The sequence below is a fragment of the Pseudoxanthomonas sp. LjRoot204_2 genome (assembly GCF_056175765.1).
Genome location: NZ_JBGFFG010000232.1, coordinates 1 through 5,439 on the forward strand (window position 1 = coordinate 1; position 5,439 = coordinate 5,439).

The 5,439-nt window shown below is 68.9% G+C and carries 6 protein-coding genes; 4 read left to right on the top strand and 2 right to left on the bottom strand.

From position 1 onward, the window contains the following. A partial coding sequence (locus tag AC04L7_RS11655; protein WP_475513055.1) for an amidohydrolase family protein occupies positions 1 to 627 on the bottom strand: 627 nt, incomplete at its 3' end. A 4-nt stretch (positions 628 to 631) separates the two neighbouring features. After that, positions 632 to 826: a hypothetical protein gene (locus AC04L7_RS11660; RefSeq protein ID WP_296279086.1), complete on the bottom strand. Its 195-nt coding sequence runs from the start codon at positions 824 to 826 to the stop codon at positions 632 to 634. A 72-nt stretch (positions 827 to 898) separates the two neighbouring features. On the opposite strand from AC04L7_RS11660, the gene AC04L7_RS11665 reads away from it, so the two are divergent. The 4 genes from AC04L7_RS11665 to AC04L7_RS11680 all read left to right on the top strand — a co-directional run. Then, positions 899 to 2,155 (top strand): formimidoylglutamate deiminase, encoded by a 1,257-nt coding sequence (locus AC04L7_RS11665; protein WP_435997334.1) that lies wholly within the window; start codon positions 899 to 901, stop codon positions 2,153 to 2,155. Between the two features lie 126 nt (positions 2,156 to 2,281). Then, positions 2,282 to 3,925 carry a serine hydrolase gene (locus AC04L7_RS11670; protein ID WP_435997336.1) on the top strand — a complete coding sequence of 548 codons (1,644 nt, stop codon included), beginning with the start codon at positions 2,282 to 2,284 and terminating at the stop codon, positions 3,923 to 3,925. Between the two features lie 2 nt (positions 3,926 to 3,927). Further along, the gene (locus AC04L7_RS11675) at positions 3,928 to 5,145 is read left to right on the top strand and encodes a sensor histidine kinase (RefSeq protein ID WP_435997338.1); all 1,218 of its coding nucleotides are present in this window, start codon (positions 3,928 to 3,930) and stop codon (positions 5,143 to 5,145) included. After that, positions 5,142 to 5,439 (top strand): LytR/AlgR family response regulator transcription factor (locus AC04L7_RS11680; RefSeq protein ID WP_475513056.1); only part of this gene is annotated, 298 nt, incomplete at its 3' end. The genes AC04L7_RS11675 and AC04L7_RS11680, both read left to right, overlap by 4 nt.

Sequence of the window (5,439 nt, forward strand, 5' to 3'; positions counted from 1 at the left end):
CACCAGACCTTCCTCGTGCAGCGTCGGCAGCCACGTGCACACGGCGTCGATGTAGTGGTCCTCGCGCCCGGCGAACTCGGGCGGCAGCGCATGCGCACCAAGGAAGGTGGTGCGCACGGTGATACCGAGGATGTCGCCGATGCGGCGCGCCACGCGCAGCATCTTGCGTTCATTGTCGAAGTCGAGGCCGTAGCCGGACTTGATCTCCAGCGTCGTCACGCCGTCGTCGCGCAAGGCGCGCGCGCGCGGCAGCGAGGCGTCGAGCAGGGCGTCCTCGCTGGCGGCGCGCGTGGCCCGTACCGTGGACACGATGCCGCCGCCGGCGCGCGCGATGTCTTCGTAGCTGGCGCCCTGCAGGCGCTGTTCGAACTCGCCAGCCCGGTCGCCGGCGAACACCACATGCGTGTGGCAATCCACTAGGCCAGGCGTCACCCAATCGCCCTGCGCGTCCACGATCTGATCGGTTAGCGACGCCGGTGGAGCTGGCAGATCCGCGAGGCGACCCGCGAACACGAATGCGCCGTCGCGCCAGCCCAGCGCACCGTTCTCCACCACGTCATAGCCGGCATCGCCGGCCAGCGTGACCAGGCGGGCGTTGACCAGCAGGCCATCCCAGCGCGTCTCCATGTCGTCAGTCGCCTCCACCGCCACCATCRCAGCCACCGCCTCCGCTGTCGGATGCGCAGCCCATGTCGCCGTGCGTGGTGGAGCCGCCATCGTTCACGCGATCTCCGGCGCCACCTTTCTTCTTCTGCGCCTGCACGGCGATGAAGACTGCCATCAGCGCGAGGGCGACGGCAACCAGCGAGAGGACGATGGCAAGCATGGCGGCGGGCGTGTCTTGGCGTGGGCGACGCGGTAGCCTAACGCACCCCTGTCGCCGGCCGTAAGCACCGCCATGTCGAATCCCGATTCCCACGCAGGCCTGCCCGTCCTGACCGACGCAGGATGGCGCGTTCCCGGCATCGCCAACCTGCATTCGCACGCCTTCCAGCGGGCGATGGCGGGGATGGCCGAGCACCAGACGAATCCCGAAGACAGTTTCTGGACCTGGCGGGAAATCATGTACCGCTTCGCCGCGCGGATGACGCCCGAGAGCACCTACGCGGTGGCGTCGCAGCTGTACGCCGAGATGCTGGAAGCCGGCTACACCCGCGTGTGCGAGTTCCATTACGTGCACCACCAGCCCGACGGCGCGCCCTACGACGACCCTGCGGCGATGTCGAACGCCTTGATCGCCGCCGCGCGCGACACCGGCATCGGCATGACCCTGTTGCCGGTGCTGTACATGACGGGCGGCTTCGACGGTCGCGAACTGTCGGCGCGCCAGCGGAGGTTCGGGCACGACGTGGATGGGTTCCTACGCCTGCTCGAAGCCCTGCGTCCGCTGCAGGACGCGCGGCTGCGCGTCGGCTGTGCGTTCCACAGCCTGCGTGCCGTGCCGGAAGCCGCCATGCGCGAGGTGCTGTCCGCACTGTCTGCCGATGCGCCGGTGCACATCCACATTGCCGAACAGGTGGGTGAGGTACAGGACTGCCTGGCGCTGCGCGACGCGCGCCCGGTGGAATGGTTGTTGCGCGAATTCCCGGTCGATCGGCGCTGGACGCTGGTGCACGCCACGCACCTGACGCCGGAAGAAACACGTGGCATCGCCGACAGCCGCGCCACCGTCGCGATCTGTCCCACGACGGAAGCGAACCTCGGCGATGGCCTGTTCCCGCTGCGCGAGTTCCTGCAGGCCGGCGGCCGCTGGGGCATCGGTTCGGATTCGCACGTCTCGGTATCGCCGGTGGAAGAGCTGCGCTGGCTGGAGTACGGCCAGCGAATCATCACGCGCCATCGCAACATCGCGGTGCTGCCGGGTTCGCCGAGTGTCGGCCGTACCCTGCTGGCGGGAGTACTGGACAGCGAGGCGGATGCCACGGGCCTTGCGCCGGATCCGCAGGACGCCGTCTGGCTGGATGCCGATGCCACCGCGCTGGCAGGCGCGACGACCGACGACGTGGTCGACCGCTGGCTGTTCGCGGGAAACCGGCCATTGGTCCGCGCGGTCCGGGTCGGTGGCCGCGAGGTGGTCACCGAAGGCCGCCACGTGGACGGCGATGCCATCGCGCGTCGCTACGGCACCACCGTGCGCCAGCTGCTGGGCGACTAGGGCTTGGCGCGCCGGCCATCCGCGGGATCGCGGCGTTCATCGCGGCCACCGGGTCGTCCATCGCAGACCCGCACGCGTGGCGACGGCGTCCGCCAGCATGGCCACCATCCCGTCAGGAGAACCGCCATGGCCTATGCTCATTCGATCGCTCTCGCCCTTGCCGCCGCCGGCTTCGCCGCCGTCACGCCCGCCCATGCCATGACCGACCAGGCGCTGGCCGGCAAGGTCCAGCAGCGCCTGCAGGGCGATCGCACCGGGGCCTGCATGGCCGTCGCGGTCATCGAAGCCGGCACCGTCGCCCGCACCTACCAGTGCGCGGATGCGAAGGATGCGTCGCGCATCGGGCCCGATGCCGCCTTCGAGATCGGCTCGGTCAGCAAGACCATGACGGCTGCCTTGCTCGCCGACCTGATCGGGCAGGGGAAAGGTTCGCTGGACGATCCGCTCTCAGCGTGGCTGCCCGACGGCACGAAGCTGCCGCAGTTCCAGGGCCAGCCGATCCTGCTGCGCCACATCGTGACCCACACCTCCGGACTCCCGGCGCTGCCCTCCCGCATGGGTGCACCGGACATGACGGACCCGTACGCGAAGCTGGACGAAGCCGCATTGCTCGCCTCGTTGGGCGACGTCACCCTCACCGCAGCGCCCGGCAACAAGTTCGAATACTCCAACTTCGCCTCGATGGTGCTCTCGTACGCCGTCGCGCGTCGTGCGGGCACGGATATGGAGACGCTGCTGAAGCAGCGCCTGTTCGCGCCGCTCGGCATGCGACATGCCTATGTCAACGTGGCGCCCGCCGGTGTGCGCGCAGCCGTGGGCCATACGCCGAACGCACGGGCCACGTCCGCCTGGCATTTCCAGACCAACCTCGCCGGTGTCGGCGGCGTGCGCGCCACGCTCGATGACATGGTGCGCTACGTGCAAGGCCAGTTGGGAACCGAATCCACCTCGATCTCGGCCGCTTTGCAGCGTTCGCAGCAGAAGGTGTCGGACGCGCCACCGATGGCGATGAACTGGATGCTGATGCCCGTTGGCGGACGCACCGTGCACGTGCACGAAGGCGGCACCGGTGGTTTCTCGTCGTTCGTGTCGTTCGACAAGGACAAGCAGCGCGGCGTGGTGATCCTCTCCGACACGACCTGGAACTCCATCGGCAGCCTAGGCTCGCTGGGCCTGCATCTGGTTGATGTCAGCTTCCCCCTCGGCACGCCGCGCCGCGAGGCCACGCCGGACGGCACGTTGCTCGACGCACTCGCCGGCGAATACGAACTCGCCGGTGGCATGAAGATGGTCCTGCGCCGCAAGGGTGATGCGCTGGAAATCCAGGTGGCCGGCCAGGGCGCGTATGCGATGGGCTACGACAGCGCAGGCGATTTCTATCCGCGCGAGTTCGACGCGGTGCTGCGGCCGCAGCGCACGGCGGCGGGCCAGTCGTTCACGTGGATGCAGATGGGGGGCGTGCTGCCGGCCAAGCGGATCGATGCCGCCGCGGCGAAGCCTGTGTTGAAGATCGATGCGGCCGCATTGCGCGAATACGAAGGCGAATACCCGCTGGTGCCCGCGTTCGCGCTCACGGTGAAGGCGCAGGGCGAGACGCTGACCATCCAGGGCACGGGCCAGCCGGCGCTGCCGGTGCAGGCGGTCGAACGCGATGTGTTCGTCATGGACGCCGTCGGTGCTGAAATCCGCTTCGAACGCGATGCGGCCGGCAAGGTGGTCGCGCTGACGCTGAAGCAGGCCGGCCAGCAACTGCGCGGCGAGAGGAAGTAAGCATGGAGCGGACCTATCCGCTGCGACAGAAGCTGCCCGCCGAAGTGCTGGTGGGCGGCGATGCGGTATGGAGTCGCTACCGTCAGTATCCGGTGTTCGGCCTGCGTTGGCTGCTCGGACGCAGCCTGCTGTTCTGCAGCGTGATCGCGGTGGTCGCCGCCTTCATCGGCGCCGGCAGCGGTGTGGCGGTACAGGACCTCGGCGTCGCGCTCAAAGTGGGCCTCACCGAATTCGTGGTCTTCAGTCTCATGGCCACGTTGGGACCTGCGTTGGCCACCGCCGTGCGGCATCGTGTATGGCCCGTGGCGCGCGAGCGCAAGGCCGTCGTGATCGCCGTGCTGGTCGGCATGGTGCTCAGCTTCTTCATCGATCGCGTCGGATCGTCCTACATCGAACAGTTGATCAAGCCGGGCCTGGAGGCTGCGGGACTGTCGATGAATCCGCCCACCTTGACGCCGTTGGTGAAGGCGATCGGGCTGGCGATCAACGTCGCGGGGCTGGTGGTCGTCTACGGTCTGTTCGGCGGCGGGCTGGCGCTGCGCGCGTACTTCAGCGAACACCGCCGCTGGGACGAGCACCACCATGGGCGCGAGCTCAGCGCGCTGGAAGGACGCGTGCACGAAGCCGACCTGCGCCTGGGCGTGCTGCAGGCGCAGGTGGAACCCCATTTCCTGTTCAATACGCTGGCCTCGGTGCGCGCGCTGGTGCGGCAGGATCCCGCACAGGCCGAAGCCACGCTGGATGCGCTGGTCGATTTCCTGCGCGCCACCATTCCGAAACTGCGCGACGACCGCGGCCTGCACGCCACGCTCGGCCAGCAGCTCGATATCTGCAGCAGTTACCTCGCACTGATGCAGGTGCGCATGGGCGGCCGGCTGGCGTACGCCGTGCGCGCCGACGATGCGGTGCGCGCGTCGCCGTTCCCGCCCTCGCTGCTGATCACGCTGGTGGAGAACGCGATCAAGCACGGCATCGAACCCAGGCCGGGTCCGGGCCGCATCGACATCGAGGCGGTCCGCGAGGACGGCATGCTGCGCGTGCAGGTGCGCGACGATGGCGCCGGCCTACGCCCCGGCCTGAGTACCGGCGTGGGCCTGGCGAACGTGCGCGAACAACTGTCGGCGCGTTACGGCACGCGTGCCGCGTTCGCCTTGACGCCGGCCGTCGACGGTCGCGGTGTTTGCGCGGAGATCCGCGTGCCGCTAGGGTCGTCGGCATGAAGGCCGTCACCGCCCTGATCGCCGAAGACGAAGCGCCGCAGCGCCGCGCGCTGCAGCAACAGCTGCGCGCGGCGTGGCCGGAGCTCGAGATCGTGGCCATCTGCGAGGATGGCCTGTCGGCACTGGATGCCGTCGCGCAACACCGCCCGCAGGTCGCCTTCCTCGACATCCGCATGCCGGGCGTCAGCGGCCTGGACGTCGCCCGGCAGGTAGTGGCGCAAGGCGGGTTGGTGGTGTTCACCACCGCGTACGAGGATTACGCCATCCGTGCGTTCGAGGCCGGTGCGGCGGACT

Excerpts from the sequence above, each read along its gene's own strand:
- AC04L7_RS11675 (WP_435997338.1), top strand. The coding sequence starts at position 3,928 with ATGGAGCGGACCTATCCGCTGCGACAGAAGCTGCCCGCCGAAGTGCTG.
- AC04L7_RS11670 (WP_435997336.1), top strand. The coding sequence starts at position 2,282 with ATGGCCTATGCTCATTCGATCGCTCTCGCCCTTGCCGCCGCCGGCTTC.
- AC04L7_RS11665 (WP_435997334.1), top strand. The coding sequence starts at position 899 with ATGTCGAATCCCGATTCCCACGCAGGCCTGCCCGTCCTGACCGACGCA.